At 71.6% G+C, this 24,689-nt stretch carries 21 protein-coding genes and 1 tRNA gene; 12 read left to right on the forward strand and 10 right to left on the reverse strand.

Annotation, left to right across the window (positions count from 1 at the left end; translation table 11 throughout):
* The first annotated feature begins 309 nt into the window (after positions 1-309).
* Complete coding sequence (locus tag B9S64_RS30375; RefSeq protein ID WP_103492181.1) at positions 310-1,815, forward strand: SulP family inorganic anion transporter; 1,506 nt, start codon at positions 310-312, stop codon at positions 1,813-1,815.
* Positions 1,816-1,949: 134 nt separating this feature from the next.
* Here B9S64_RS30375 and B9S64_RS30380 read toward each other — a convergent pair whose 3' ends face one another.
* Together B9S64_RS30380 and B9S64_RS30385 are read right to left on the reverse strand one after the other, a co-directional pair.
* On the reverse strand, positions 1,950-3,164 hold the full coding sequence (locus tag B9S64_RS30380) for a glycosyltransferase (protein ID WP_103492107.1): 1,215 nt from the start codon (positions 3,162-3,164) through the stop codon (positions 1,950-1,952).
* Positions 3,161-3,958, reverse strand: a complete 798-nt coding sequence (locus B9S64_RS30385; RefSeq protein WP_103492108.1) for a MerR family transcriptional regulator — start codon at positions 3,956-3,958, stop codon at positions 3,161-3,163. The genes B9S64_RS30380 and B9S64_RS30385 overlap by 4 nt, the downstream gene beginning before the upstream one ends.
* 215 nt (positions 3,959-4,173) lie before the next feature.
* Between B9S64_RS30385 and B9S64_RS30390 the strand changes: the two genes are divergently transcribed.
* Entirely contained in the window at positions 4,174-5,619 is a 1,446-nt protein-coding gene (locus B9S64_RS30390; RefSeq protein ID WP_103492109.1) for a glyceraldehyde-3-phosphate dehydrogenase, read from the forward strand.
* Positions 5,620-5,791: 172 nt separating this feature from the next.
* On the opposite strand, the gene B9S64_RS30395 is transcribed toward B9S64_RS30390, so the two are convergent.
* The 3 genes from B9S64_RS30395 to B9S64_RS30405 form a co-directional block, all read right to left on the reverse strand.
* Positions 5,792-6,694: a DUF2510 domain-containing protein gene (locus B9S64_RS30395; protein ID WP_103492110.1), complete on the reverse strand. Its 903-nt coding sequence runs from the start codon at positions 6,692-6,694 to the stop codon at positions 5,792-5,794.
* Positions 6,695-6,839: 145 nt separating this feature from the next.
* Positions 6,840-7,517 carry a response regulator transcription factor gene (locus B9S64_RS30400; RefSeq protein WP_030624511.1) on the reverse strand — a complete coding sequence of 226 codons (678 nt, stop codon included), beginning with the start codon at positions 7,515-7,517 and terminating at the stop codon, positions 6,840-6,842.
* Positions 7,518-7,519: 2 nt separating this feature from the next.
* Positions 7,520-8,521 (reverse strand): HAMP domain-containing sensor histidine kinase, encoded by a 1,002-nt coding sequence (locus tag B9S64_RS30405; RefSeq protein ID WP_103492111.1) that lies wholly within the window; start codon positions 8,519-8,521, stop codon positions 7,520-7,522.
* A 229-nt stretch (positions 8,522-8,750) separates the two neighbouring features.
* Between B9S64_RS30405 and B9S64_RS30410 the strand changes: the two genes are divergently transcribed.
* From B9S64_RS30410 to B9S64_RS30430, 5 genes are all read left to right on the forward strand, one after another.
* The gene (locus B9S64_RS30410) at positions 8,751-9,056 is read left to right on the forward strand and encodes a hypothetical protein (RefSeq protein ID WP_103492112.1); all 306 of its coding nucleotides are present in this window, start codon (positions 8,751-8,753) and stop codon (positions 9,054-9,056) included.
* A 295-nt stretch (positions 9,057-9,351) separates the two neighbouring features.
* On the forward strand, positions 9,352-10,131 hold the full coding sequence (locus B9S64_RS30415) for a FadR/GntR family transcriptional regulator (protein WP_103492113.1): 780 nt from the start codon (positions 9,352-9,354) through the stop codon (positions 10,129-10,131).
* A 173-nt stretch (positions 10,132-10,304) separates the two neighbouring features.
* Positions 10,305-11,072: a (Fe-S)-binding protein gene (locus tag B9S64_RS30420; RefSeq protein ID WP_103492114.1), complete on the forward strand. Its 768-nt coding sequence runs from the start codon at positions 10,305-10,307 to the stop codon at positions 11,070-11,072.
* Positions 11,069-12,679, forward strand: coding sequence for a lactate utilization protein B (locus tag B9S64_RS30425; RefSeq protein WP_103492115.1), 1,611 nt, complete (start codon positions 11,069-11,071; stop codon positions 12,677-12,679). Before B9S64_RS30420 ends, B9S64_RS30425 begins: the two co-directional genes overlap by 4 nt.
* The gene (locus B9S64_RS30430; protein ID WP_103492116.1) at positions 12,676-13,311 is read left to right on the forward strand and encodes an LUD domain-containing protein; all 636 of its coding nucleotides are present in this window, start codon (positions 12,676-12,678) and stop codon (positions 13,309-13,311) included. Before B9S64_RS30425 ends, B9S64_RS30430 begins: the two co-directional genes overlap by 4 nt.
* A 109-nt stretch (positions 13,312-13,420) precedes the next feature.
* On the opposite strand, the gene B9S64_RS30435 is transcribed toward B9S64_RS30430, so the two are convergent.
* Positions 13,421-14,449 (reverse strand): hydroxyacid dehydrogenase, encoded by a 1,029-nt coding sequence (locus B9S64_RS30435; protein WP_103492117.1) that lies wholly within the window; start codon positions 14,447-14,449, stop codon positions 13,421-13,423.
* A gap of 214 nt (positions 14,450-14,663) precedes the next feature.
* Between B9S64_RS30435 and B9S64_RS30440 the strand changes: the two genes are divergently transcribed.
* Positions 14,664-15,521, forward strand: a complete 858-nt coding sequence (locus B9S64_RS30440) for a sulfite exporter TauE/SafE family protein (RefSeq protein ID WP_103492118.1) — start codon at positions 14,664-14,666, stop codon at positions 15,519-15,521.
* A gap of 25 nt (positions 15,522-15,546) precedes the next feature.
* On the opposite strand, the gene B9S64_RS30445 is transcribed toward B9S64_RS30440, so the two are convergent.
* Positions 15,547-16,038: a hypothetical protein gene (locus B9S64_RS30445; RefSeq protein ID WP_374936086.1), complete on the reverse strand. Its 492-nt coding sequence runs from the start codon at positions 16,036-16,038 to the stop codon at positions 15,547-15,549.
* Between the two features lie 242 nt (positions 16,039-16,280).
* A complete protein-coding gene (locus B9S64_RS30450) occupies positions 16,281-16,808 on the reverse strand; it encodes a DUF309 domain-containing protein (RefSeq protein WP_103492119.1) in 528 nt (175 codons plus the stop codon).
* Positions 16,809-16,915: 107 nt separating this feature from the next.
* Between B9S64_RS30450 and B9S64_RS30455 the strand changes: the two genes are divergently transcribed.
* From B9S64_RS30455 to B9S64_RS30470, 4 genes are all read left to right on the forward strand, one after another.
* Positions 16,916-19,579 (forward strand): AAA family ATPase, encoded by a 2,664-nt coding sequence (locus B9S64_RS30455; RefSeq protein WP_103492120.1) that lies wholly within the window; start codon positions 16,916-16,918, stop codon positions 19,577-19,579.
* Between the two features lie 50 nt (positions 19,580-19,629).
* A tRNA-Pro gene (locus B9S64_RS30460) sits at positions 19,630-19,703 on the forward strand.
* A gap of 145 nt (positions 19,704-19,848) precedes the next feature.
* Complete coding sequence (locus B9S64_RS30465; RefSeq protein ID WP_103492121.1) at positions 19,849-20,880, forward strand: zinc-dependent alcohol dehydrogenase family protein; 1,032 nt, start codon at positions 19,849-19,851, stop codon at positions 20,878-20,880.
* Positions 20,881-21,456: 576 nt separating this feature from the next.
* Positions 21,457-23,109, forward strand: coding sequence for a hypothetical protein (locus tag B9S64_RS30470; protein WP_146060133.1), 1,653 nt, complete (start codon positions 21,457-21,459; stop codon positions 23,107-23,109).
* A 429-nt stretch (positions 23,110-23,538) separates the two neighbouring features.
* On the opposite strand, the gene B9S64_RS30475 is transcribed toward B9S64_RS30470, so the two are convergent.
* Both B9S64_RS30475 and B9S64_RS30480 read right to left on the reverse strand, forming a co-directional pair.
* Positions 23,539-24,033 carry an HIT family protein gene (locus B9S64_RS30475; RefSeq protein WP_103492123.1) on the reverse strand — a complete coding sequence of 165 codons (495 nt, stop codon included), beginning with the start codon at positions 24,031-24,033 and terminating at the stop codon, positions 23,539-23,541.
* A 206-nt stretch (positions 24,034-24,239) separates the two neighbouring features.
* Positions 24,240-24,464, reverse strand: coding sequence for a hypothetical protein (locus B9S64_RS30480; protein WP_103492124.1), 225 nt, complete (start codon positions 24,462-24,464; stop codon positions 24,240-24,242).
* Positions 24,465-24,689: the final 225 nt, after the last annotated feature.

Below are 24,689 nucleotides of genomic sequence, written 5' to 3' on the forward strand. Positions count from 1 at the left end.
ACGCCCCCGGCGGGACGGCGGCCGCCGGCAGGACCCGTGCGCCTGGCCAGGACGTCCGCGCCCCGGCCTGCCCGCCCTCGACCCCTGTCCCCTGAGGCGGGCCGCGTCCGGCGCGGACGGCCCCAGGGCCCTGCCCGCGCCTCGTGCGGTACGCGGGTCACCGGGCGCCGTCGTCACGGACGACGCCCGGGACAGGACCGCGCCCGTGCGGCACGCGGGCTCCGCGGACGGCCGTCCCGGCCTTCCGTCGCCTTTCCGTACGCCCCGGGTGATGCCGGGCGCGTGCCCGAACACGACGGGTACTTCTCCTTGTCCACGTCCTCACCGACCCCGGCCGCGCTGCTGCGGGGCCTGCGCCCCGACTGGCTGTCCGACCCCACGGTCTGGCGTACCGAGGTGCTGGCCGGCCTGGTGGTCGCGCTGGCGCTCATCCCTGAGGCGATCTCCTTCTCGGTGATCGCCGGGGTGGATCCCGCGATCGGCCTGTTCGCCTCCGTCACCATGGCGGTGACCCTGTCGGTCGTCGGCGGCCGCCGCGCGATGATCTCCGCCGCGACCGGCGCCGTCGCCCTGGTCATCGGCCCCCTCAACCGCGAACACGGCCTGGGTTACCTGATCTCCGCCGTGATCCTGGCAGGCGTCTTCCAGATCGTCCTGGGCGCGCTGGGCGTCGCGAAACTCATGCGGTTCGTCCCGCGCGGTGTGATGGTCGGCTTCGTCAATGCCCTCGCCGTGCTGATCTTCATGGCTCAGGTCCCCGAGATGCGCGACGTGCCGTGGCCGGTCTACCCGCTGATCGCCGCGGGCCTCGCCCTCATGGTGTTCTTCCCGAAGGTGACGACGGTGGTACCCGCCCCACTCGTGTCCATCGTCGTCCTCACCGTGATCACGGTCGCCGCCGGGATCGCCGTGCCGACCGTGGGCGACAAGGGCGAGCTGCCGTCCTCCCTGCCCGTGCCGGGACTGCCGGACGTGCCCTTCACCGTGGACACACTGAAGATCGTGGCCCCCTACGCGCTCGCCATGGCGCTGGTCGGCCTGATGGAGTCGCTGATGACGGCGAAACTGGTCGACGAGATCACCGACACGCGCTCCTCGAAGACCCGCGAGTCGATCGGGCAGGGCATCGCCAACATCGTCACCGGCTTCTTCGGCGGGATGGGCGGCTGCGCCATGATCGGCCAGACGATGATCAACGTGAAGGTCTCCGGCGCCCGTACCCGGCTGTCCACCTTCCTGGCGGGCGCGTTCCTGATGGTGCTGTGCATCGTCTTCGGGCCGGTCGTCTCCGACATCCCGATGGCCGCGCTGGTCGCCGTGATGGTGATGGTGTCCTTCGCGACCTTCGACTGGCACTCCGTCGCCCCGAAGACCCTCAGGCGGATGCCGGTGGGGGAGACCGCGGTCATGCTCGTCACCGTCGCCTGCGTGGTGGCCACCGACAACCTCGCGATCGGTGTCGTCGTCGGCTCCGTCACGGCCATGGTCGTCTTCGCCAGGCGCGTCGCCCACCTCGCCGACGTCACCGCCGTCATCGATCCGGACGGCGTGCAGGTCGTCTACTCCGTCACGGGTGAGCTGTTCTTCGCGTCGTCCAACGACCTCGTCGGCCGGTTCGCGTACGCCACCGACCCCGACACGGTCGTCATCGACCTGAGCGCCGCCCACCTCTGGGACGCCTCCTCCGTCGCCGCCCTCGACGCGGTCGCGGCCAAGTACGCCCAGCGCGGCAAGTCCGTCGAGATCACCGGGCTGAACGGGCCGAGCGCCCGCATCCACGACCGGCTCAGCGGCGAACTGACCGGAAGCCACTGACCGGAAGCCGCTGACCGGCACCGGACCGGTCGCCACGGACCGCGCCGGCCGGCCAGCCGCCGCCGTACGGATGGCCCGCGTCGCCGGTCGCGTCCTGCGGGGGCCCCGCCTGACCCCTCCGTCCCGGCCCGGCGTCAGGCCCCCGTCAGCCGCCGGACGGCCTCGACGGTCCGGGCCGCTCCGTCCTCCGTCGCCAGGTGCCGCGCCGCTTCGGCCGCCGCCCGCGCGTAGGACGGTTCGGTCACCACCCGCCGGAGCGCGTCCGCGAGATTCCCGGCCGTGAGCGATCCGAACGGAACCGGTGCGGTCGCCGCCCCCACACGAGCCAGGCGGCTCGCCCAGAACGGCTGGTCGGCGGTCACCGGCACGGGGACCGAGGGCACCGAGGCGCGCAGGGTGGCGGCCGTGGTGCCCGCCCCCGCGTGGTGGACCACGGCGGCCACCCGGGGGAACAGCAGCGCGTGCGGTACGTCCCCGACGGTGAGGACGTCGTCCCCGGCGGCAGTGAGCCCGGCGCTCCCGGACTGGAGGATGCCGCGCAGACCGGCCAGCCGCAGCGCCCGTACGGCGAGGTCGCCCAGGCGTTCGCCGTCTCCGGCCGCCATGCTGCCGAAGCCGATGAGGACGGGGCGAGGGCCCGCGCCCAGGAAGTCCTCCAGCCGGGCCGGCAGCGGCAGGGCGGCGTCGTGGTGCGGCCACCACGGGCCCACGACCTCCAGTCCGGGGCGCCAGTCGGAGGGACGCGGGGCGAGGGCGGTGCTGAAGCCGTGCAGGACGGGCCAGCCCGCCCGTTCCCGCCGTGCGCGCATCGCGGAAGCGCGCAGCGGGGGCAGCGAGAGCCGTGCGCGCAGCCGGGTGACCGCGTCCTCGTAGACCCGGTCGGCCATGCGCAGCGCGAGGCGTCCGGCCGTACGGTTGCCGAGCCTGCCCAGTGACCGGGTGCCGGTGACCACCGGCGGGAAGTGGCCGGTCGGCGCCGTGGGCTGGAGGTACACCCCGAGGGAGGGCGTGCCGGTGGCCTCGCAGACGTGCCAGCCGAGCGGGGCGGTGGTGGCGGACAGCAGCAGCAGATCGGTGCCCACCGCCGCCGCGTCGGCGAACCCCTGGCCCAGTTCGGTGGTGAAGGCGCCCGCCGCCCGCAGCATCTCGCGGTTGCTCCGGACGCCGGAGTGGCTCCGGGTGTCCGCGGGGAGCCTTCGGAACTCCAGCCCGGCGCGGCGGACCAGGGGCTCGAACGTGTCCGTCGCGGCCAGGGCCACGTCGTACCCGGCGCCGCGCAGGGCCACTCCGAGCCCGGTGTAGGGCGCGACGTCACCACGCGAACCGGCGGTGGCGATCATGATCCTCATCGTTCGTCCTTCTCGGTGGAGGCGCGGTCCGTGCGGGCCGCGTTGGCATGGACGGCGTCCCGCAGATAGGCGGCGAGCCCGGGGCTCTGCTCGGACGCCGGTACGACGAGGGCGAAGGCACGCGGATCCGCGGCGAAGTCGTCGGCGACGCGCCGGTGCACCTCGGGCGGGCACGGGGTGAACCAGCGGGCGAGATGGGCGCGGTGGGCCTCGGCGAGGTCCATGGCGCGTTCACCGTCGGCGGGCTCCCCGGCGCCGAAGGCCGCGAGCAGGTCCGCGCGCCAGTCGGCGGCCTCGGCCATGAGGCGGCGCCAGTCCTCCTTCGTGTGGCGGGACGCGCGGGCCATGGCCTCGCCGTGCGTCGCGGAGTGCCCCCACTTCAGCTGGGCCTCGGTGGCGTAACTGAGGTCGAAGGTGATCTCCCCGAAGACCTCGGAGCGTTCCTCGGCCGTCATGGGCACACCGGTCCGCTGGAGCGCGAGGGCCCGTTCCGCCACGTCGGCCAGGTGCCGGAGCCTGGCGATCTCCTCGTGCAGCGCGCGCTGCCGTGCCCGCAGACGCTCCAGGGCCTCCCGCCGCGGACCGTCGAGCACCGCCGCGATCTCGTCGAGGGGGAAGCCCAGTTCGCGGTAGAAGAGGATCTGCTGGAGCCGGGCCAGGTCCGCGTCGCCGTAGAGGCGGTAGCCGCTGTCACTGCGGCCGCCGGGGGAGAGCAGCCCCGCCTTGTCGTAGTGGTGCAGCGTGCGCACGCTCACCCCGGCGAAAGCCGCCACCTGACCCACCGAGTAGTCCATGTCCCGCCCGCCCCTCCGTTTCCTTGCCGTGGAGTCAGGGTCGCGCCTGACGTGGGGTGAGGGTCAAACCGCCTCCGGAGTACGGGCGCCCGCGCCGGTCCTGGTGCGCCCGGATCGCCGTGGCGGGCGGCTTGTGGCCCCCATGGCGCCCCTCTGAACGATCAAATTTTCGGCGGGTTAGCATATGAGCGCTGCCTAGCTCGAAAGAGATTCCTGTGACTGTCAATGACGACTCGTTCACCGACTGGAAGAACCGCGAAGAGATCGCGGAGTCGATGATTCCCCTCATCGGGAACCTCCACCGCGAGCGGGATGTGACGATCCTGCTGCACAGCCGCTCCCTGGTGAACAAGTCGGTGGTGAGCATCCTCAAGACCCACCGGTTCGCCCGGCAGATAGCCGGGGAAGAGCTCTCGGTGACCGAGACGCTGCCGTTCCTGAAGGCGCTGACCGCCCTGGATCTCGGCCCCTCCCAGATCGACATCGGCATGCTCGCCGCGACCTACCGCTGCGACGGACACGGCCTGACGGTCGAGGAGTTCACCGCCGAAGCCGTCGCGGGCGCCACCGGGGACAACAAGATCGAGCGCCGTGAGGCCCGCGACGTGGTGCTGTACGGTTTCGGCCGCATCGGCCGCCTCCTGGCGCGCCTGCTCATCGAGAAGGCCGGCTCCGGGAACGGGCTGCGGCTCCGCGCCATCGTCGTCCGCAAGGGCGGGGCCCAGGACATCGTCAAGCGCGCCTCGCTGCTGCGCCGCGACTCCATCCACGGCCAGTTCCAGGGCACGATCACCGTCGACGACGAGCGCGGCATGATCGTCGCCAACGGCAACGAGATCAAGATGATCTACGCCGACGACCCCTCGGACATCGACTACACGGCGTACGGCATCAAGGACGCCATCCTCATCGACAACACGGGCCGCTGGCGCGACCGCGCCGGGCTCTCCCAGCACCTGCGCCCCGGTATCGACAAGGTCGTCCTGACCGCGCCCGGCAAGGGGGACGTCCTCAACGTCGTCCACGGGGTCAACCACGAGACGATCAAGCCGGACGAGCAGATCCTCTCCTGTGCGTCCTGCACCACCAACGCGATCGTCCCGCCGCTGAAGGCGATGGCGGACGAGTACGGCGTGCTGCGCGGCCACGTGGAGACCGTCCACTCGTTCACCAACGACCAGAACCTGCTGGACAACTACCACAAGTCCGACCGCCGGGGCCGCTCCGCGCCGCTCAACATGGTCATCACCGAGACCGGTGCCGCCTCCGCCGTCGCCAAGGCGCTGCCCGACCTCGACGCGCGGATCACCGGCAGCTCGATCCGGGTGCCGGTGCCGGACGTCTCGATCGCGATCCTGAGCCTGCGGCTCGCGCGCGAGACCACCCGCGAAGAGGTCCTGGAGTACCTGCGGAACGTGTCGCTGACCTCGCCGCTCAAGCGGCAGATCGACTTCACCAACGCCCCCGACGCGGTCTCCAGCGACTTCATCGGCTCGCGCCACGCCTCGATCGTCGACGCGGGCGCCACCAAGGTGGAGGGCGACGACGCGATCCTCTACCTCTGGTACGACAACGAGTTCGGCTACTCCTGCCAGGTCATCCGGGTCGTCCAGCACGTCTCGGGCGTGGAGTACCCGACCTTCCCGGTACCGGTGGCCTGATCCTTTCGAGTCGGGCCCGGCCCGGCTCGCTCCACCGCCGGCCGGGCTTCCGGCCGGCGGGTCGGCGACGCACCGGTGGACCGCTGGATCTGCGGCGCACGCACCGTCGGCCGTACCGGACTTTCCCGGTACGGCCGCCACGGTGTCCGTGTTCCGGCCCGGACGCCTCGGCTCAGGCGCCCCGGCCCGAGCCCGATCCCGATCCCAGGCCCGTCGCCTTCTTGACACCCTTGGTGATGTCGTCCAGTACGGAGAGCTTCGGCGCCTTGTCGTTGATGTCGAACCCGGAGCGGATCACGATCAGCGAGTCCGGGGAGTTGGGGGAGGGGAAGGCGAGCGACTCGACGTACCCGTCGTCGCCCTTCTTCGTCACCACCTTCCAGCGCACCCGGTAGCCGTCCTGGCCGGCCACGGTGACCGCCTCGGACTTCAGTTGCTCGTGCGAGGTGATCCCGCCGTAGATCTTCTCGCCGTACGACTGCTCGGCGTTGGTCTTGATGTCCTCCTGGGCCGCGGCCTTGGACGTGGTCGCGGTGACCTCAAGGGCCTGGGCCGGTGCGGAGAATACCCCGCCCAGGACACAACTCTGGCTCTCGTCACCGGGGCAGGCGTACTCGCCGGTCGTCACCCCGGCGCCGATCGCGCCCGACTGCCCGGTCCAGCCGTCGGGTACCGGGATGCTGATGCCGCTGGCGAGGTCGGTGGCGTACCCGTCCTCGCTCCCCGGCATTTCCCGGCTCCGCCCGTCGCCGTCCTGGCCACCCCCGCCCCGGCCGCCGTCCGGCGCGTCCGGGCCGCCCGGCGTGTCGGAGGGAGCCGATTCCGCGGTCGAAGTGCTGTGTCCGTCACCGGAGTTGCCGACTCCCAGCAGATACGCGCCGCCGCCGACGGCGGCGAGCAGGACGACACCGGCGGTGATGCCGGCGCCGACGCGTATCCGGCGGCGCCGGACGGTCGCGGGCGGTATGCGGAGCTGGTCCGTCCACCGGCTCCCGTCCCACCAGCGTTCCTGGACGGGGCCGATTCCTGAGTGCCCGGGGTCTGGATGCCATCCGGGCGGGGTCGTCTGGGTCACGGGAGAACCGTAAGCGCACTCGGTGAGAATCGTATGAAACGCACAGCCTGTTCATGACGCGGACGGCCCCGCCCGCGTCCTTCACGGCCCCACCCGCGCCCGTCACGGCCTGGTCCCGCGCCCTTCACGGCCCCGCTCGTGCCCGTCACGGCTCGATCAGCCCGGCCCGGATCGCGTACCGGGTCAGCTCCAGGCGGTCCCTGAGTCCGAGCTTCTGGAGCAGGTTGGCCCGGTGCCGCTCCACCGTCTTGACGCTGATCACGAGCATGCCCGCGATCTCCTTGGACGAGTGGCCCTCGGCGACCAGCTTGAGGATCTCCTCCTCACGTTCGGTGATGGCCCGCGCGGGGACGTCGCCGCCGTCCCTGACCCGGTCCAGATAGTTCCGGATGAGGGCGGTGACCGCGCCCGGGTAGAGGAACGGCTCGTCGCGCATCGCCGCCCGGCACGCCTCCACGAGGTCCCGGTCGGCCACCGACTTCAGGACGAACCCCGAGGCGCCCACCTTCAGCGCCTCGAAGAAGTACTGCTCGTTGTCGTACATGGTCAGCATCAGTATGCGCAGCTCAGGCATCGTCCGGGACAGCTCCCGGGCGGCCTGGAGGCCTGTCAGGCGCGGCATGGCGATGTCGAGTACCGCCAGGTCGGGCCGGGTGGAGCGGGCCTTCTCGATGGCCTCGGCCCCGTCACCCGCCTCGGCGACGACCTGTAGATCCGGTTCGCCGTCGAGGATGAGCCGCACGCCCCGGCGGACCAGGGCGTGGTCGTCGGCGAGCAGGATGCGGGTCTTCCCGGCGGGTTCGGTGGTCGGGGTGTGAGGCATGATCAGGCGCTTCCGTTCTGTACGTCCACGTCGTGGTCCGGTGCCGCTGCGGCTGTGTCGAGGTCCGGTACGGGCACGTCGAGGCGTACGTCCGTGCCGCCCCCGGGAGGGGTACCGAAGGTGAGCCCTGCCCCGATGAGCAGGGCGCGTTCACGCATGCCGCGCAGGCCCGCGCCCTCGGGGGCGTCCCCGAGACCGCGGCCGTTGTCACGGATGCGCAGCTCCACGCCGCAGGGGCTACGGCGCAGGGAGAGTTCGAGCAGCGTCGCCCCGGCGTGCCGCACGGTGTTGGTGAGGCATTCCTGGGCGATGCGGTAGACGACCAGCTCGGCCTCCTGGCCGAGTTCGGGAAGGTCCTTCTCCATGTGCCGCCTGACCGTGAGCCTGTTGGGGGTCGGCGTCTCGGTCGTCAGGGCCGTCAGGGCGCTGACCAGCCCCAGTTCCTCCAGCACCCCGGGACGCAGCCGGCGGGCGATCCGGCGGATCTCGTCCAGGCTGCCCCGGGTGATCTCCTGCACATGGGCCAGTTCCTCCCGCAGCGGCTCCGGGGCATGTCCGGTCACGCGCTTGAGTTCGAGGAGCACCGCCGTCAGCGTCTGGCCGACCTCGTCGTGCAGTTCCTGCGCGACCCGGCGGCGTTCGGCCTCCTGCGCCCACAACGCGCGGGCGCTGCTGGCCGCGCGCTCCGCCTCCAGCCGGTCGAGCATGCTGTTGAACGTCTCGATCAGATCCGCGATCTCCCCGTGCCCGGCGACCTCGGGGCGCGGGCGGGGGCTCAGGAGGTCGGTGGTCGTCATCGCCCGGGTGACCCGCTGGAGCGGTGCGAGCCCGAGCCTCAGCAGCATGGCGTTGGCACCCAGCATCGCGGTGATGCCACCCGCCAGGATCAGGGCCTCGGTCAGAACCACCGGGGCCGACACGGTGATCGGGCCGAGCAGGAGCAGGGCACCCGCCGCGACCAGGACCGCGGCGTTGAGCAGGAAGATTCGCCAGAACAGGGACAAGGCCGCGGTGTCTCCTTCATGGTTGTGCGGTTCATGGTTGTGCGGGCAGACGGCTGCCTCCACTATGGCCGGTGCGAGCGTCTCCGCCCCGCCGGGTCCACCGGTGCGCCCGTCTGCATGGTCGGCACCCCGGTATATGGGTGCTGGCACCGATGGTCGGGGACGGGGCCTTCGGAGGAGCATGGACAGTCCGGTGGCCCCGGCGGTTCCCAGAGGGAGGGAGAGGCACATGACCTACCAGGACGAGAGGCTGCGCGCTCACGAGGACCTGCCCGACCGGGAGAGCCCGGCCGGCCCCGGAGCCACGGCCCCCGAGACCCCCCGCGCCCCGCGCCGGCGCCGCAACGGCCACCTCTGGCTCTGGCTCGTCGTCGGACTCGGCGCGCTCGGGGTCGGTATCGCCATCGGTGACGGACTGCTGATCGCCGCGGGCCTCGTGGTGGCCGGAGCGGCCGCCCAGCTGTTCGACCCGGACCGGCGCCGTCGCGGCCCCCGCCGTCGTGGCGGTGGCGCCCGGCAGTTGCCCGCACCCTGAGCGCGCCCCTCGCGCGGATCCCCCGTCCGCCGCGCGGCGCGCGTCCCCACGGCCCGGAGCCGCTCCCTCACGGGAGCGGCTCCGGGCTGTCCCCTGTTCGCAGCCTTCGACTCCCCGGCAGCGGCTCGGTCTACGGCAGTGGCCTGTGGCCTGCTGTCCGGTATCCGGCCGTGCCCTTCGGCCCCCTGTCCTGGATCCGGCGACAGGTGCGGGGCCCGTCCCTTGTGTGGTCCGACCACATCTCCTGTGTGACATAGTCGGCCCCATGCGTATCGGCCGGACCAGGGAGTAGTGGATGCCCGTCGAGTGGCAGCCCGTGCGGCAGTCGCGAACCCATGAGCTGGTGCTCCAGAGCATCGAAGAGCAGGTGTTCGCCGGAAAGCTCAGGGCGGGTGACCGGCTGCCGCCCGAGCGGGAGCTGGCCCCCGTCTTCGGGGTGAGCCGTTCCGCGCTGCGGGAGGCGCTGCGGGTGCTGGAGACGATCGGTGTGCTGGTCGCCCAGCCCGGCCGGGGCCCGGACGCCGGGGCGCGGATCGTGCGTAACCCGGACGACGCCCTGAGCCGCCTGCTGCGCCTGCATTTCGCGCTCGGCAGTTACAGCCTGCACGACGTGCTGGAGGCGCGGGTCGCACTGGAGCGCTCCAGCTTCGCCGCCGCGGCCCGGCAGGCCGCACCGGCCGAGCTGGACGAGGCGGCGGAACTGCTCGCCCGTATGACGCGTCCGGGAGTCCCGCCGGAGGAGTTCAACGAGCTGGACACCAGGTTCCACGTCCAGATCGCGCACAGTTCGGGCAACGCCCTCACCTCCACGCTGACCGCCGCGGTGCGCGAGTCCGTACGGCCCCTGATCCTGCGGGCGCTCGAAGCGGCGGACGACTGGGCGGCCACCGCCGCCGAACTCAACGCCCAGCACACGGAGTTGCTCGCCCTGGTCCGCGCCGGACGCGGCGAGGAGGCGGCCGACCTGGCGGAGGTCCACATCCGCGGTTTCCACGGCACCCTGGTCGACGAGAGCCGGCCCCCGGACACCGCCGACACCGCAGCCGCCGACGACGGGCGGGCCGGGGGTCGGTGACACCTCGCGCGAAGGGGGCCGGTGCGACCAGCGCCGGCCCCCTTCGCGTGTGCGGGTGGGCGTGTGTGTCACCCGGACCGGACCGGGTGGAGGAAGGCCGACATGCCGTACACACGCTTCCCGAAATGGACGGAGGATAGTATGGTCCGACCACAAACGATCGGGGAGGCCCCATGCGCATCGGACTCTTCGCCACCTGTCTGGGAGACACGCTCTTCCCCGAGGCGGTGAAATCCACCGCCGTCCTGCTCGCCCGCCTGGGCCACGACGTGGTGTTCCCACCCGGCCAGACCTGCTGCGGCCAGATGCACGTCAACACCGGCTACCAGCGCGAGCCCGTCCCGCTGGTGCGCAACTACGCGGAGCAGTTCGGTGACACGTCGATCGACGCCGTCGTCATGCCCTCCGGCTCGTGCGCCGGTTCGGTCCGCCACCAGCACGAGATCGTCGCCGAGCGCTACGGTGACGCCGCCCTGCGGGCCGGAGTCGCCACCGTCAAGGCCAAGACGTACGAACTCTCCGAACTCCTGGTCGACGTCCTCGGCGTCACCGATGTCGGCGCCTACTTCCCGCACCGCGTCACCTACCACCCCACCTGCCACTCCCTGCGGATGCTCCGGGTCGGTGACAAGCCGCTGCGGCTGCTGCGCGCCGTCGAGGCGATCGACCTCGTCGAGCTGCCCGAGGCGGACGCCTGCTGCGGATTCGGCGGCACCTTCGCCGTGAAGAACGCCGAGACGTCCACCGCGATGCTCCAGGACAAGATGCGCAACGTCCTGTCCACCGGAGCCGAGGTGTGCACCGCCGGCGACTCCTCCTGCCTGATGCACATCGGCGGCGGACTCTCCCGCATCAGGTCCGGTACGCGCACCCCGCACCTCGCCCAGATCCTCGGATCCACCCGCACCGCGCCGTACGTCCTGACGGAGGCCGCCCGATGAGCACGTTCCTCGGCATGCCCGCCACCCCGCCCCGTTCCCCGTACGGAACGGGCAACCTGCGCGGTGAGCGGACGTTCCCCCAGGCCGCCCGCGACGAGCTGCGCAACGAACAGCTGCGCCGCAACCTCGGACGCGCCACCCACACCATCCGCGCCAAGCGCATCGCCGTCACCGGCGAACTCCCCGACTGGGAGGAGCTACGGGACGCCGGGGCGGCGATCAAGACCGACACCATGAACCGGCTGCCCGAACTCCTGGAGGAACTGGAGCGGAAGGTCACCGAACGCGGCGGCACCGTCCACTGGGCCCGCGACGGTGTGGAGGCCAACGAGATCGTCACCCGGCTCGTCCGGGCCACCGGCAGCAGCGACGTCATCAAGGTCAAGTCGATGGCCACCCAGGAGACCGGCCTCAACGAACACCTCGAATCGGCCGGCATCACACCGTACGAGACCGATCTCGCCGAACTGATCGTGCAGCTCGCCCACGACAGGCCCTCGCACATCCTGGTCCCCGCGATCCACCGCAACCGCGACGAGATCCGGCAGATCTTCCTCGACCGGATCCCCGGCGTCGATCCGGGCCTCGACAACGTGCCCGCGCACCTGGCCGCCGCCGCCCGTGCCTATCTGCGCGAGAAGTTCATGACGACCAGGGTGGCCGTCTCCGGTGCCAACTTCGGTATCGCGGAGACCGGAACCCTGTCCGTCGTCGAGTCGGAGGGCAACGGCCGGATGTGCCTCACCCTGCCCGACACCCTCATCACCGTGATGGGCATCGAGAAGGTCCTGCCCCGCTACCAGGACCTGGAGGTCTTCCTCCAACTGCTGCCGCGCTCCTCGACCGGCGAACGGATGAACCCCTACACCTCGATGTGGACCGGGGTGACGCCCGGTGACGGGCCCCAGGACTTCCACCTCGTCCTCCTCGACAACGGCCGGACCGCCGCGCTCGCCGACCGGATCGGCCGGGAAGCCCTCAACTGCATCCGCTGTTCCGCCTGTCTCAACGTCTGCCCGGTGTACGAACGGGCCGGCGGCCACGCCTACGGATCGACCTACCCGGGCCCCATCGGCGCGGTCCTCACCCCGCAGCTCGCCGGGATGCACGCGGCGAAGGACGACCCCAACAGCTCGCTGCCGTACGCCTCCAGCCTGTGCGGCGCCTGCTTCGACGCCTGCCCCGTCAAGATCGACATCCCGTCGCTGCTCGTGGAACTGCGCCACCAGAACACCGAACAGGCCGGTACCACCGCGGAGAAGCTGGCCATGAAGGCCGCCGCCGCAGTGATGAGGAACCCGAAGCTGTACACGGCCGTACAGAAAGCCGCCTCCCTCAGCAGGCCGGTCGGCGTCGGCGGACGTGACCGGACCCTCTCCCGTCTGCCCGCCCCGCTGAACGGCTGGAGCGACAGCCGCGACACCGCCGCCCCGCCCACGCGGTCCTTCCGCTCCTGGCTGGCCTCGGCCGAGGGCGCGGCCACCATGCGGGCCGCCGCCGAGGAAGGCGCCCGCCGGACGGACGGCGAACGGACCGGCGGTGACCGGGCCGCTGACGACCGGACCGCTGACGACCGCACCGAGGGCGACCACCAGGAGGAGCAGTGACCACGACCGCCCGTGACACGGTGCTTGGCAGGATCCGGGACGCGCTGGCCCTCGCGCCCGCGCCCGCAGCCACCGTCCCCCGCGCCTACCGCACCGGACGCACCCTGCCCGACGCCGAACGCCTGGCACTCCTGACCGACCGGCTCACCGACTACAAGGCACAGGTCCACCCCTGCACCCGCGACCGCACCGCCGAGGTCATCGCCGGGGTGCTGCGCGAGCGCGGTGCCCACCGCGTCGGGGTGCCCGCCCAACTGGACGAGCGATGGCTCGGCGCCTACGACGGTGAGGTCGTGTCCGACTCCAGCGACATCCCGGCGCCGGCCCTGGGCGAGCTGGACGGTGTGGTGACCGCCTCGGCGGTCAGCTGCGCGGAGACCGGCACGATCTTTCTGGACGGTTCGCCGGACCAGGGCCGCCGGGCCCTGTCCCTCGTGCCCGATCTGCACGTGTGCGTGGTGGACCTGTCCTCGGTCGTCGTCGGCGTCCCGGAGGCGGTGGCCCGTCTGGTGCCGGAGCGGCCGACGACCCTGATCAGCGGGCCCTCGGCCACCTCCGACATCGAACTGGAGCGTGTGGAGGGCGTCCATGGCCCCCGGACCCTCGCGGTGGTGATCCGCACCGACGCCTGACGGCTCGGCGGCTGTGACCGGCCTCCGGCGGAGCGAAGCCGACACGGGTCGTCGCACCGTCGCACCGTCGGCCGCGCGAACGGGTACGGGGACCGAGCGGGCGGCAACCTCATGCGAGGAACGCCAGCCTCTCACGTCGTACGGGATGGGCGAAACCGTCGCCGGCGGCCCAGCGGGCGACCTCCTCGACGGCCAGATCGGCCAGCCGCCGCAGTTCGTTGCCCTGCGACCCGGCCAGATGCGGGGTGATGAGGACGTTGTCGCAGTCCCACAGCGGATGGGCGGGCGGCAACGGATCGGGGTCGGTGACATCGAGGACCGCCCTGATACGCCCCCGGCGCAGGGCGCCGACCAGCGCCTCCTGATCGACGACCGCGCCCCGGGCGGTGTTGACGAGGACGGCGTCCGGCCGCATACGGGCGAGGAGTTCACCGCTGACCAGGCCCGTCGTCGTGGGCAGCAGCGGGGTGTGGACGCTGACCACGTCGCTCTCGGCGAACAGGGCGTCCAGGGTGACCGGCCGGACGCCGAGCGCGGCGGCCTCGGCGTCGGAGACGTACGGGTCGTGGAGCAGCACCCGCAGGTCGTACGGGCGCAGCAGCTCGATCACCCGCCGCCCGATCAGCGAGGCGGACAGAATGCCCACCGTACGGCCGTAGTTGCCCACGTCCGGCGGGGTGGCGAGCCAGTCGTCGGGCGCCCGCGCGGCCCGCAGGTCGCGGGCACGCTCCAGCACCCGCTTGCCGGAGAGCAGGATCATCGCGACCGTGTACTCCGCCACGGGCAGCGCGTTGGCCGCCGCCGCCGAGGAGACCTCGATGCCCCGTTCCCAGCAGGCGTCGGTGACATGGCCGCGGATGCTGCCCGCCGTGTGCACGACGGCCCGCAGCGCGGGCGCCGCGGCCAGGACGCCCGCGTCGAGCGGCGGGCACCCCCAGCCGGTCACCAGCATTTCGGCGTCGGCGAGCGCGGCACGGGCCGCCGAGGTGGCGAAGTCGTCGACGACGGGGTGCGGGCCCAGCGCGCACACCGCGTCCAGGGCGTCCAGGGCGCCGGGGGAGAGCACCGCGGCAGCGGCCTCCGGGCTCATCGCGAGCGCGGCGCGCGGCCGGCGGCGTACGGGGCGGGTGCCGGGCATGGTCCTCCTGTTGCGGTGATCGGTCCTCCGGGCGGGGGCCGGGGGCGCACCTGCCCGGCAGGCGTACGCGGAGAGCTGGGCGATGCCGTCCGTGCGAAGAGCGCACGCCCGCCGCCCATGGCGAGGAGCGCACACCGCCGCTCCCCGGGGAGGAGTGCGCTGTTACCGTCCCATCATCGGCCCGGACGGCGGTCTGTCTACCATCTGATCCGGAATGGACACCATCACACTCTGGCCACTGGCCGCGCTCGCGGCGGCATCGACCCTCGTCGGCTTCTCCAAGACAGCCGTCAGCGGTGCCAACACGATCAGCCTCGCGGTGTTCGCGGCCGTACTTCCGGCCCGCGAATCGACCGGGGTGCTGCTCCCGATCCTGATCGCCGGGGACGTCCTCGCCGTACTCGTCTACCGGCGCCACGCCCACTGGCCGACCCTGCTCCGGCTCTTCCCCGCCGTCGCCGCGGGGGTGGTCGGGGGAACGGTCTTCATGCTGTGGGCCGACGACGACGCCGTGGGCACCTCCATCGGCGCGATCCTGCTGTTCATGTCGGGGATCACCCTCTGGCGCCGACGCGCCACGGCCCGGGCCGTGGACGCGGCGGAGCGCGTCCGTGAACCGACGGCGGGAGCGGGGGCGTCCCGGAGCGGCGCCCCGCCCGGCGGCGAACCGCGTACGGAGGCGGGGCCGCCGGGTGCGGAGCAGGAACCGCCGCGTACCGGGCGGCTCAAGGCCCGCGCCTACGGGGCGCTCGGCGGGTTCACCACCATGGTCGCCAACGCGGGCGGCCCCGTGCTGTCGCTCTATCTGCTCTCCGCCGGCTTCCGCAAACTCGGCTTCCTGGGCACGTCGGCGTGGTTCTTCCTGATCGTCAACACCTCGAAGGTGCCGTTCAGCGTGGGCCTCGGGCTGATCGACGCCCGGTCGCTCCTGCTGGACGCGGTCCTGGTGCTGTTCGTCCTCCCGGGCGCCTACCTGGGGCGCGCCTGCGCCGGCCGCATCAACCAGACGGTGTTCGACCGGATCGTGATCGGTGCCACGGTGCTGGGCGGCCTCCAACTGCTGCTGAACTGACGGGCCGTCTGCCGGTGGCCCGGGATCAGGGAATCAGCAGCTGGTCCGCGGCCACGGCCGCCACCAGGCCGATGCCGAGCAGCCAACTGCCCAGACGGGTGCGCCCGTTCCTGCTGAGCTCGATCACCACACCGCAGAGGATGAGCGCGAGGCCGTACACCCCGACGACCAGGACGGAGGAGCGGCTGGCGATGCGCAGCGCCAGGACGACGCCCATCACGACCATGCCCACCGAGGACAGGGCGATGCGCAACCGCCGGGCCTGACGGGGCGTCAATCGCCGTTCTTCTCTGACGATTTCGGCGCTCTCGGCGCTCTCGGTGTCTTCGGCCGTCTCGGTGACGCCGTCGAGTGCGGCTCTGTCCTCGGGCCCGGATATCTTTCCGGGCTCTTCGGTCTTCTCGTCCGGTGTGGTGTCCGGCGTGAGCTCCGGGCGGGGAGCGGTCGTGCGAGGTGGGGCGGGAGCAGCGGCCTCACGGGTACGGGTACCGGCGTCGGTACCGGCCTCGGTGTCGATATCGGCATCGGCATCGGTCGCGGAGGCCGGGCCGGGGTTCCCCTTGTGGTCCAGGTCCGGTTCCCCGTCCCGGCCGCGTCCCTCGGGCGGGCCCTGGTCGGGGCCGTCGGTGGCATCGTCGGTGGCGCCGTCGACGACGCGGCCTCGGGCGTGGTCAGAGTTGGTCATGGTGCGGGATCGTAATCGCTGGGCACCGGGATGTTCGCCGCACCGGGTGATCGCCGCGTACCGCCGGACACGACCTAGCCCTGACGCCCTGCTCCGCGCAGACGCGGTGCCTCCGCCGCCGCGTCCACCGTACCTCCGACGCCCGGACCACCCGCCGTGGCGTCCGCCGGCGCCTCCACCCGGCCGGCCAGGTCACGGGCCCAGACGGTCAGCCGCGCCACCTCGATGCCGTGCGGCTCCGTCCCCGCGAACGCCTCCACCGCCCCCGCGCCCCGGCGCAACAGCCGTGCCCCGCCTGCCGTGTTGCCCCGGGCCGCGTGCGTCAGTCCCACCGCCATCTGCGCGAGACCCCGCCACAACTCCCGCTCCGCGTCCGGCCCCGACTTCCACGCGTCCTCGAACACCTCGTGCGCGTGGAAGGGCATCCCCGCGTCCAGCAGCCGCTGGGCCTCGCGCACCGTCTCCTCCGGGGAGCGCACGACCCCCTCCGGTTGCCGCTCCACCCCCGGAGTGCCGTACGGCAGGGGGCGCCCCAGCCCGTCCCGCGGGCGCGCGTTGCGCGCCCGCCCTTCCTCGTCACGGTCCCTGCGTGCTTCGTCCACCCCTCGATTGTGCCCCGTACCTGCGGATTACCCCGTGAACCCTGTCCGTGGGCACCCGCGCACGACTAGGCTCGGACCCCTCCGCAACCACCCTGGGAAGGGGAGGCATGAAGCCGTCCCGGCCGTTGTACGAGCGCGAACCGGAACTCGCCGCCGCAGCAGAGGCGGTGGACGCCCTCTGTGGCGGACAGGCAGCCGGCGGGCTCCTGGTCTTCACCGGCGAGGCGGGGATCGGCAAGACCGCCCTGCTCGACGAGATCCGCACGCTGGCCGCCGACCGCTGCACCGTGTGGTCGGCACGCGGCGGCGAGACCGTGACGTCCGTACCGTTCCACGTCGTACGCCAACTGCTGCAACCCGCGCTGGACCAGTTCCCCGTGGACGAGACCCGGGCCCTGTTCGGCGACTGGTTCGAGATCACCGCGCCCGCCCTCGGCCTCGCCGTCCCCAGCGGCCCACAGCCCGACCCCCAGGGTGTCAGGGACGGCCTGGACTTCCTCGTGTCCCGGCTCGCCTCCCGGCTCAGCCATCGGCCGTTACTGCTCATAGTGGACGACGCGCACTGGGCGGACGGCGAATCCCTCGCCTGGCTGGCCGGGTTCACGGCACGCCTGTCGGAACTGCCGGTCCTCGTCGTCCAGGCCCACCGTCCCCAGGAGTTCGCCGACCGCAACGCCGAATGGGCCCAGGCCCGTGAAGAGGAGAGCGGCGGCAGCGGCGGCGGCCGGACGGCACTGACCAGGGTGGCCCTGCGTCCGCTCACCCCGGACGCCACGGCCGAACTCGTGCGCGCGGCCCTGGGCGAGCACGCCGACGACCCGTTCTGCCGCGAGGTGTGGGCCGTCACCGGCGGCAACCCGTACGAGGCGGTCGAGCTCGTCGCCAAGGCGCAGGACGGCGAAATGGCACCCGTGGAGGACTCGGCGGGACTGCTGCGCGAACTCGGCGCCTCCGCACGGGGCAGCGGCCTGATCACCCGCCTCGAACGCCTGGGAACCAACGCCAACCGCTTCGCTTGGGCGGCGGCCGTGCTCGGCACCGACATCTCCCAGGAACTCGCCGCGAGGCTGGCGGGGATGAGCCCGGCGGAGGCGGCCGACTGCACGGCACGGCTGCGCGAGGCCCGTATCGTGAGCGGATTCGACCCGCTGGAGTTCGTCCACCCGCTCATCGCCAGCGCCGTCTACCGCTCCATCCCGCCCGCCACCCGCACCGCCATGCACGGACGCGCCGCGTGGGCCATCTCCGACGCGGGACTGGGCCCCGCGGCCGCCTCCCGGCACCTCCTCGAAGTCCACCCGGACGACGACCAGGAAGTGGTCGCCCAGCTCCGCGCGGCGGCGGGCCAGCACCTCGCCGTCGGCGCCCCGGAAGCCGCCCGGCGCTGCCTGGAACGCGCCCTGGCGGAACCGCCCCGGCCGCACGACCGGGCGGGCATCCTCTACGAACTCGGCTGCGCCACCCTGCTCAGCTCACCCTCCACCACGGTGCAGCACCTCCGCGCCGCACTGGACACACCGGGCCTGGACGAGCCGCTGCGGATCGACGCCACCTTCCGGCTGGCGGCCGCGCTGTCCCACAACAACCAGCTGAAGGACGCGGCCCTGTCGCTGGCCGCCGAGGCCTCCCGTACGGCTCCGGGCCCCGGCCTGATGCGCCTCCAGGCGGCCCACTTCCTCTGGGAGGGCATGCAGGCCACCGAGGAGGACGGACCGGAGCGCTCGGCACGGCTCGCACGCAACGCCGACCACCTCAAGGGCCGGGACAACGCGGAGCGCGCCATGCTCACCCTGCGGGCGTTCGACGCGATGCTGCGCGGGGAGAACGCCGAACTCGTCGTCGACTTCCTCGAACGTGCCCTGGTGGACGGCCGTCCCGCCCGCGGCCTCGGCTGGACCGACACGGAGTGGGGCTTCGAGCTCCCCGCCATGGTCGGCATCACCTACGCGTTCACCGACCGTCTCGACCGGGCCGAGGAGCTCTTCGGCGAGGCGGTGCGGGCGTTCGAGATCTCCGGCTGGAGCGGTGCGCACCTGGCGTTCGCCCACACCCTGCTGGGTCTCGTCCACCGCCGGCGCGGACGCCTCGCCGAGGCCGAGGGCTTCCTGCGCGAGGGACTGCGGCTGGCCGACCGCGCGGGCAGCGGCCTGCCGGTCCACTGGGACGCGACCTGCCTGCTGGTGGACACCCTGCTGGCCCGCGGCCGCACGGCCGAGGCGCGGAAGGTCGCCGACCGGTACGACTTCGGCCCGCCCTACCCGGGCGGCGCCATGGTGCTGCCCGATGCCCCGTGCGTCCACGGACGACTTCTGCTGGCCGAAGGGCGTACCGAGGAGGCCGTGGCGGAGCTTGAGGCGGCGGGAGCGGCGCTGAAACCACGCGGCAGGTTCAACGGGGTCTGGGCACCCTGGGCGGGAGACCTCGCCCGCGCCCTGGCCGACACCGACCCCGTCAGGGCGGCCCACATCGCGGCCGACGCCCGGATCCACGCCGAACGCTTCGGCACGGACACCGCCATCGGTGAAGCCCTGCGCTGCCTCGCCCTGTTCGCGCCACCCGAGGAGGCGGCCCACCTGCTGGCCGAGTCGGTACGCCACCTGGAGTCCTCGTCCTCCGCATACGAGCACGCCCTCGCCCGCTTCGAGTACGGCAGGGCGATCCGCTCCCCGAAGGAACTCACCCGGGCACAGAAACTCGCCACGGCCTGCGGCGCCGAGACACTGGCGACCCGCGCCCGGCAGGTACGGGCGTCGATCCGGCCCTCGGAGTGAGGTAATGTTTGTCCTGCGCGGCCGCCCGGGAACACCGGGAGGAATCGCATCGGGACGTGGCGCAGCTTGGTAGCGCACTTGACTGGGGGTCAAGGGGTCGCAGGTTCAAATCCTGTCGTCCCGACTGGATACAGTCGCAGGTCAGGGCCGGTTTCGGAGCAATCCGAAACTGGCCCTTGATCATTTTTTGGGGACCAGCCGGGGCGAGTGTCCGCCTTGCCGCCGCCCGCCCGATTGCCCCGTTCGTACATCCGGCTCAGGCTGGAGCCATGACTACTTCTCCGTCTGCCGCTGCCACGTACCGGGGCTGGGCCGTGAGAACACCGGGGCCTGTCGCTACCAGACCGTTGGAGCAGGTCCAGCGGGAGACGGCGGCACCTGGCCCGGGGGAGCTACTGCTGCGTGTGGAGGCGTGCGGCGTGTGCCGTACGGATCTGCACCTGGCCGAGGGGGACCTTGTACCGCACCGCCCGTCCACGATTCCCGGCCATGAGATCGTCGGCCGGGTCGAGGCTGTTGGTGAAGGGGTGAGCCTGTTTCGCGCCGGTGACAGGGCAGGCGGGGCGTGGCTGCGCGGGACGTGCGGGAGCTGTCGGTACTGCCGGGCCGGCCGGGAGAATCTCTGCGCTAGGTCCACCTATACGGGGTGGGACGCGGACGGCGGCTTCTCGGAAAAGGCACTGGTTCCGGAAGCGTTCGCCTACCGGTTGCCGGACGACCGGGATCCGGCGCTGCTCGCGCCTCTCCTCTGCGCCGGAATCATCGGCTACCGGTCGCTTCGGCGCAGCATGCTGCCTCCGGGCGGGCGGCTGGGCATCTACGGTTTCGGCGCCTCGGCCCATCTGGCCGCTCAGGCAGCACTCGCGGAGGGTGCCACCGTCCATGTGCTCACACGGTCGGCCCGTGCGCGTGAACTTGCCCTGGAACTTGGCGTGGCGTCGGCCGGCGGGGCCTACGACAGCCCGCCCGAACCGCTGGACTCGGCGATCCTCTTCGCCCCGGTGGGGGATCTGGTGCCGGTGGCGCTGGAGTCCCTGGACCGGTCGGGTACGCTCGCCGTCGCCGGCATACACCTCTCCGACATTCCGGTCCTGAACTACCAGCGCCACCTGTTTCAGGAACGGAATCTGCGCAGTGTCACCTCCAACACCCGTCAGGACGGAAGGGACTTCCTGGCATTGGCCGAACGCGTCGGCATCCGTGTCGTGGCGAGCCGCTATCCGATGGATCACGCCGACCGGGCGCTCGCCGACCTGGCCGCCGACAAGGTGAACGGGGCCGCCGTGCTCGTACCCGGGTGATGTCCGCCCGCGCCGCGAACCCGGAAGCGGTAGGGGACCTGATGACGGAGGACATCGGGTCCCGCCTCTTCGGCCCTCTTCACCGAGGTCGTCGCGCCGCCTGCTGAGCACCGAATCAGCGGCCCGTGTGATCACCTTGGCCCTTGGCTTTTGGCCCTTGACCCTTGGTCTTGGCCCTTGTGCCGGGCCGCACCCGGTGTCTGCGCAGCCGCGTGCTCGTCGGCCAGGGCGGCAGCCCGACCGAGATCCTGGACGACCACGCCGCCCGTCTCGCCCCGCTCACTGCCGACGACGTGGACGACGTGGACGACCTGATCCGCGCACCGCACCGCACCGCGCTGCGCGCGCCTGCTGCCCGGCGGTGCGGGCGGCGCTCCCGTCGGTCTCGGCGCACTGGAGCAGGGGCTGGAGCACTGTGGGGTATGAACGGTTCAACTGGCCGGTTCGCAACCGGTAAACGGCGCGTTTCAGAGCCCTGGGGACGGGTTCCTGAGGGAATCCTCCATTCCGGGTTCCGCCCCTCTACGCTCACCGAGAGCGACAGGAGATCCACAAAAGGCTACACAGAAGGTATTCATGAGAAGACACATAAGAAGGGCCGCGAAACTGCTCACCGCGCCGGCTGTTGTGCTGGCCCTGCTCGTGCCCGCCCTCGCCTCCACCCCCGCCGCCGCCGCGACGGACCCCTACACGTTCACCAACACCGACGGCACGCTGAACGCGACCGGCAACAACGACGGAAACCAGATCTCAGTCACCCCCGACGGCAGCAACTACACCGAATTCCGTCTGATCAAACTGAGCGACCCGGGCCAGTTCGAGATCGCCAACACGTCCTCCGGAAAGTGTATTTACGCCACCTCGTTCGCCACACAGAAGTCGTGCGGCCAGGACGGCGCGCAGTGGCACTTCCGTCCGATCGACGGGAAGCCCAACAGCTTCGGCATCGTGCGCCGCGACGCCGACACCGGTGCCGCGCACTGCCTGGACAACGCCGGTGGTCTGCATCTGTGGGGGATCCTCGCCAACCCCAATCCCTGCGACGGCAGCCCGAGCCAGGAATGGACCATCCCGGCGGCGAAGGCGGCCGAGGCCAGGAGTCTGGCACTCGACTACTACGCCGACCTGTGCTCCAGGCAGACGTCGACCTGTTCATGGACACAAACCTCCGAAGGCCAGCCCGAAGCGCTGCCCCGCGTGAAGGCGTCCTCGCTCTGGTACAACGACACCTCCGACAAGGTCACCCAGGTCTTCACCACCGTCTACCACTCCGGGTGGTCGCAGTCGTTGTCGTCCGGCCTGTCCACGTCGGTCGGCGTCTCGGTTCCCGTGCAGGCGATGATCTCCGCCCAGTTGACGGCGACGACCACCTACCAGTCGGACTCCAGCACCATCAACGGTGTCGTCGTCACCGTCCCCACCAAGAACTACGGTTGGGTCGACTTCGCGGCTGTCGGCAAGAAGGTCACCGGCACGTGGACGTTCGACACCGACCACCAGCCGTGGACCACGGACGCCACGGTAACCGTTCCGGTGGTCGACTCCCCGGCGGGCTCCACGATGTACGTCGCACACACCAGCCCGGACATGCCCACGAGCGGCACCAGCCCGGCACAGAAGCCCGCCGTGCAGACCTTCGCCGCCACCTCCACCAGCGCGAAGCTCGACCTTCCGCCCGGAACCCACCTCGCTCCTACCGCGAACGGCGCTGAAATCGCCGACGCCCAGGGCACACCCATCATGCGGATGCAGCCGGGCAGCGTGACCGACACGAAGGGCGTCAAGCATGCCTTCAAGCTGACGGTCGACGGGAACACCCTCACCCAGACCCTCGAAGCCGCCACCGGAACGACGATCGAGGGAATCGAAAACCCGTCCTCGGTCACGTTCGGCCCGGGTACCTTCCCCGGAAGCGCGCCGCTGAAAGCTTCCGCCGCCAAGACGAAGAGCCTGAAGGCACAGCCCCTGCGAATGTCGCCCATGGACGACGTTGGTGACGCCTGCGCCAGGTACCACGGCCACACCTGCTCGGACGCGGAGAAGAAGGCGTACGAGGACAAGCTCAAGAAGGACGGTGACTGGGACAAGTGCGTGGCCCAGTGGGCCGTCGGAACCGCGATCACCGGAGCCTTCGCGGGCGCCTTCGCCGGTGGAGTCGGAGCGCTCCCGGGCGGCCTCATCGGATGGGCCGGCGGAGCCACCGCCGGCATGGTCGTGTGCAGCTTCTGACCCACGCCACCGATAACGCGCACAACGCTTCAGCCGCCCTCAACGAGGCGTGGAGGCTCCTCTGCCACCGCGACGACGGCGAGATCCCTCCCTGCACCGGCTGCATCAGCTCCATGGAGATCAGTAAGTGGGCCGGCCACACCTTCGTCCGCCTCGCCACAAAACGCCCCCAGTACACCAGCGACGGAATTGAAGCCCTGGAAGAAGACCGAGCCGACTGGCCAAGAGGGGCACGCTGCGGATCCGCCGGGGTCATCACCGCCAGTGCCCGCATCTACCTCGCCAACGGTGACCTCGACCAGGCGGCCCGTCACGCCGCCGACACCGTCCGCATCGCGACCGACACCGGTTCCGCCCGCAACCTCACCCTCGCAGCCCAGAGCGCCACCACCACCCGCCGACAGGGCCTCCGAACCGGAGCATCGAAAGTCAGGCGAGGCGCCGCCGCAACTCCGCCGCGATCCTTGCGGTCTCGGCCGGCGCCACATCGGCGACCCCGTGCTCCGCCATGAGCGCACGGAACTGCTGCTGCTCGTAAGGGGTCCCGGGCGGCAGGGCAGCGACGTGCCAGTGCACATGCGGGTTTCCCTGCCGGGACCCCAACGACAGCAGATACACCCGCTCCGGCTCCAGCACCTCCTCGACCGCGCGCGCCACCCTGCGTACGGCTTGCATCATTCGCATGTAACCGTCTTCCGAGAACCCGCTGACCACATCCTCCACATGCGCCTTGGGTGCGACGAGAACCTTGCCCGGCAGCGTGGGCCACCGATCCAGGAACGCCACATGGTCAGCGTCCTCATAGACCAGATCGTGCGCGTAGTCGGGTTCTCCCTTCAAGAACGCGCAGACGAAGCACGGCCCGAGGCGGGCCCTGGCCTCGTAGGCTTCCAGATCGAATTGCTTGCGGCCCATGGACGACATGGCACTCCTCCACCAGAGCGGGGATCTCCCCGTAGCTCAACGGCCGGCCGCAGGGACCGCTCCCTGTAGTGGACACCGTGTGCCCGGCCGCTGTCGGAAGAGACGCGCGTCGGGAACCCTTCGCTTCGGCGCGGGCCGACAAGGCTGGCTCCAGGTGAGCGCTCGCGCCGAGGCCACCGTCGCAGCCGAGGCGGTCGTCGAACGGCTCAGGCGGAGTCCTCGTCAGTAACGGGGGTGATGGGCTGACGGGGAGCGTGAGGCAGCGCGAGCCGGGCCCGTTCCCGGTGGACGGCGTTGAGCTGGTCGGCAGCGCCGGAGCCCCAGTTGAACAGTTCTACGACCTGTTCGGGGGTGGCCAGGGCCCGCACGTAGGTCTGACCCGTGGCGGGGTCGGGCCGGGAGGGGCCGACGTACGTGAGGGCAGCTGCCATACGGACACGACTGCGTGGCCCGGCGCTGTGTTCCTGGTCCGGCAGGTGGCCGAGGAGCACCGGGGCGCTGATGTGAGCGGAGGCTTCTTCAACGGCCTCACGGATGAGGGTCGCTGCGGGGTCCTGGTCGTCTTCGGGCTCAGGTGTGCCGCCGGGGAGGCAGGCGGCACCGTTCGCAGGGTCGAGAAGCACCAGGACGCGGCCGTCCGTTATCGCGGCAGTATG

Source organism: Streptomyces sp. SM18 (assembly GCF_002910775.2).
GTDB classification, from domain to species: domain Bacteria; phylum Actinomycetota; class Actinomycetes; order Streptomycetales; family Streptomycetaceae; genus Streptomyces; species Streptomyces halstedii.

What these genes read in the sequence shown, in the direction of transcription:
- B9S64_RS30380 (WP_103492107.1), bottom strand. Translation starts at nt 3,164, where the DNA reads ATGAGGATCATGATCGCCACCGCCGGTTCGCGTGGTGACGTCGCGCCC.
- B9S64_RS30385 (WP_103492108.1), bottom strand. Translation starts at nt 3,958, where the DNA reads ATGGACTACTCGGTGGGTCAGGTGGCGGCTTTCGCCGGGGTGAGCGTG.
- B9S64_RS30400 (WP_030624511.1), bottom strand. Translation starts at nt 7,517, where the DNA reads ATGCCTCACACCCCGACCACCGAACCCGCCGGGAAGACCCGCATCCTG.
- B9S64_RS30410 (WP_103492112.1), top strand. Translation starts at nt 8,751, where the DNA reads ATGACCTACCAGGACGAGAGGCTGCGCGCTCACGAGGACCTGCCCGAC.
- B9S64_RS30415 (WP_103492113.1), top strand. Translation starts at nt 9,352, where the DNA reads ATGCCCGTCGAGTGGCAGCCCGTGCGGCAGTCGCGAACCCATGAGCTG.
- B9S64_RS30420 (WP_103492114.1), top strand. Translation starts at nt 10,305, where the DNA reads ATGCGCATCGGACTCTTCGCCACCTGTCTGGGAGACACGCTCTTCCCC.
- B9S64_RS30425 (WP_103492115.1), top strand. Translation starts at nt 11,069, where the DNA reads ATGAGCACGTTCCTCGGCATGCCCGCCACCCCGCCCCGTTCCCCGTAC.
- B9S64_RS30435 (WP_103492117.1), bottom strand. Translation starts at nt 14,449, where the DNA reads ATGCCCGGCACCCGCCCCGTACGCCGCCGGCCGCGCGCCGCGCTCGCG.
- B9S64_RS30440 (WP_103492118.1), top strand. Translation starts at nt 14,664, where the DNA reads ATGGACACCATCACACTCTGGCCACTGGCCGCGCTCGCGGCGGCATCG.
- B9S64_RS30455 (WP_103492120.1), top strand. Translation starts at nt 16,916, where the DNA reads ATGAAGCCGTCCCGGCCGTTGTACGAGCGCGAACCGGAACTCGCCGCC.
- B9S64_RS30465 (WP_103492121.1), top strand. Translation starts at nt 19,849, where the DNA reads ATGACTACTTCTCCGTCTGCCGCTGCCACGTACCGGGGCTGGGCCGTG.
- B9S64_RS30470 (WP_146060133.1), top strand. Translation starts at nt 21,457, where the DNA reads ATGAGAAGACACATAAGAAGGGCCGCGAAACTGCTCACCGCGCCGGCT.
- B9S64_RS30475 (WP_103492123.1), bottom strand. Translation starts at nt 24,033, where the DNA reads ATGTCGTCCATGGGCCGCAAGCAATTCGATCTGGAAGCCTACGAGGCC.
- B9S64_RS30480 (WP_103492124.1), bottom strand. Translation starts at nt 24,464, where the DNA reads ATGGCAGCTGCCCTCACGTACGTCGGCCCCTCCCGGCCCGACCCCGCC.